This is a genomic window from Herpetosiphon giganteus (assembly GCF_016907925.1).
Classification (GTDB): domain Bacteria; phylum Chloroflexota; class Chloroflexia; order Chloroflexales; family Herpetosiphonaceae; genus Herpetosiphon; species Herpetosiphon giganteus.
In genome coordinates this window covers 1-1,835 of sequence record NZ_JAFBCZ010000077.1, presented here as the reverse complement: position 1 = coordinate 1,835, position 1,835 = coordinate 1, and the positions used below count along the sequence as shown (strand labels likewise).

The 1,835-nt window shown below is 52.0% G+C and carries 1 rRNA gene and 1 pseudogene; one reads left to right on the top strand and one right to left on the bottom strand.

What is annotated here, in order from left to right:
* A 16S ribosomal RNA gene (locus JOD20_RS26250) occupies positions 1–700 on the bottom strand; the annotation flags it as partial.
* 535 nt (positions 701–1,235) lie between these two features.
* On the opposite strand from JOD20_RS26250, the pseudogene JOD20_RS26245 reads away from it, so the two are divergent.
* Positions 1,236–1,658: pseudogene (locus JOD20_RS26245) on the top strand (SMI1/KNR4 family protein); the annotation flags it as partial.
* Positions 1,659–1,835: the final 177 nt, after the last annotated feature.

Genomic DNA, 1,835 nt, shown 5'->3' with positions numbered 1-1,835 from the left:
TCTCGCCCAGAACGCCGCTTGCGCCACTGGTGTTCCTCCCGATATCTACGCATTTCACCACTACACCGGGAATTCCACGTTCCTCTGCGAGCCTCTAGTCGTTGTGTCTACCGCGACCTCGCCGGCATTACTCCGGCGCTTTCACGCGGCACATCATCGACCACCTACCCACGCTTTACGCCCAGTAATTCCGGACAACGCTTGGCCCCTACGTATTACCGCGGCTGCTGGCACGTAGTTAGCCGGGCCTGATTCGGAGGGTACCGTCAGTATCGTCCCCCCCAAAAGGAGTTTACAACCCAAGAGCCGTCATCCTCCACGCGGCGTTGCTCGGTCAGGCTTGCGCCCATTGCCGAAAATTCCTTGCTGCTGCCCCCCGTAGGAGTTTGGGCCGTGTCTCAGTCCCAATCTGTCTGGTCGTCCTCTCAGACCAGAGACCCATCACGGGCTTGGTGCGCCATTACCACACCAACAACCTAATGGGACGCGACCCCCGCCCAGTGCGCCTTACGGCTTTCCTTCACTTGCGTGAATCGTATGCGGGATTAGCGAGTCTTTCGACCCGTTATCCCCCACACCGGGGTAGGTTAGTCACGTGTTCCTCAGCCGTGCGCCACTCATTCCGAAGAATGCGTTCGACTTGCATGCATTAGGCACGCCGCCAGCGTTCGTCCTGAGCCAGGATCAAACTCGCCGACAAGTGACCGCAGTCACTGCGTGTGCTTCTGATTTGAGAGCGGAAGCACGGTCACTCTGTTTTGTTGGCAGATCAACCACCAACGGTTTGACGGTGACAAAAAAGAAAATATTGATGCATGGAATGTGCTGCGGACGCAGCACCCATCAGTTGGAAAGGTGCGATTTTGGCGATAAAAAATCCGCTGATGCCAGATGGCCATCGGAGCGGAGCAAATCGTCAACTTGTGTGATGTTGAGCAAACATCGTGCTGTCATTCGTTTCAGTTCGTTTCGACAACTCGCGTAGTATAGCAGTATTCTTGAACCCTGTCAAATCATACGAAGCTGATCCACGAAGCAGGGAACCGCGAAGACCGCGAAGGGCCACGAAGATGGGGCTATGGGCTATGGGCTGTTGGCTATGGGCTTTTGCCTTCTGATTTTTGATTTTTGCCTTCTGACTTTGCCTTTATAATAGCGTTGCCACAGTGAGAGAAGGCGTGGAGCCTACGAGAGAACTAAAAATCTACTTCAATACGCGATTGGGAGAATCGCCCATGTACGCAACGTATATGCACGAATTGGCACGTTTTGTTGCGCAAACAAAGGTAGTTGCGACTGTTGCAGGGGTTGATGAAGCAACGCTCAGCACGCTGGAACAACGCCGTGGCTATCGCTTGCCAGCCTGTTATCGCGCCTTTTTGCAAACCTTTGGTAAAACCAATACCCGCCGTTGGTTTGATGGTGATGCTGCTGCTATTGATAAGCTCGATGATGCATTTTCAGTAGCCACCTATATGCTCAATGATGGCCCAATCCCTTGGTTGGAAGATCCTTTCATCGTGCCATTTACCCAACATCAAGGGTATGTGCTTTATTATTTTTGGCGTAATCAAGGTGATGATCCTGCGGTTTTTTGCACAATCCTTGGCGATGAGCCTCCACCAACCGAACCCAGCCAGCTTGCCTCAGCATTCTCAATCTGGCTACGAGAAAGAGCATTTGATTCAATCAATCCTCATCGTTGGTATCAAGAATGCCGCACGTACCTCCATAATAATTCGGTGGTTTGTCAAGAAGTGTGCAAAATCAATCTAGCCAGGCATGCGAATTTTACGAAGCTGGAGCGTCCGAACGACCGCATAAAAGAGTAATAA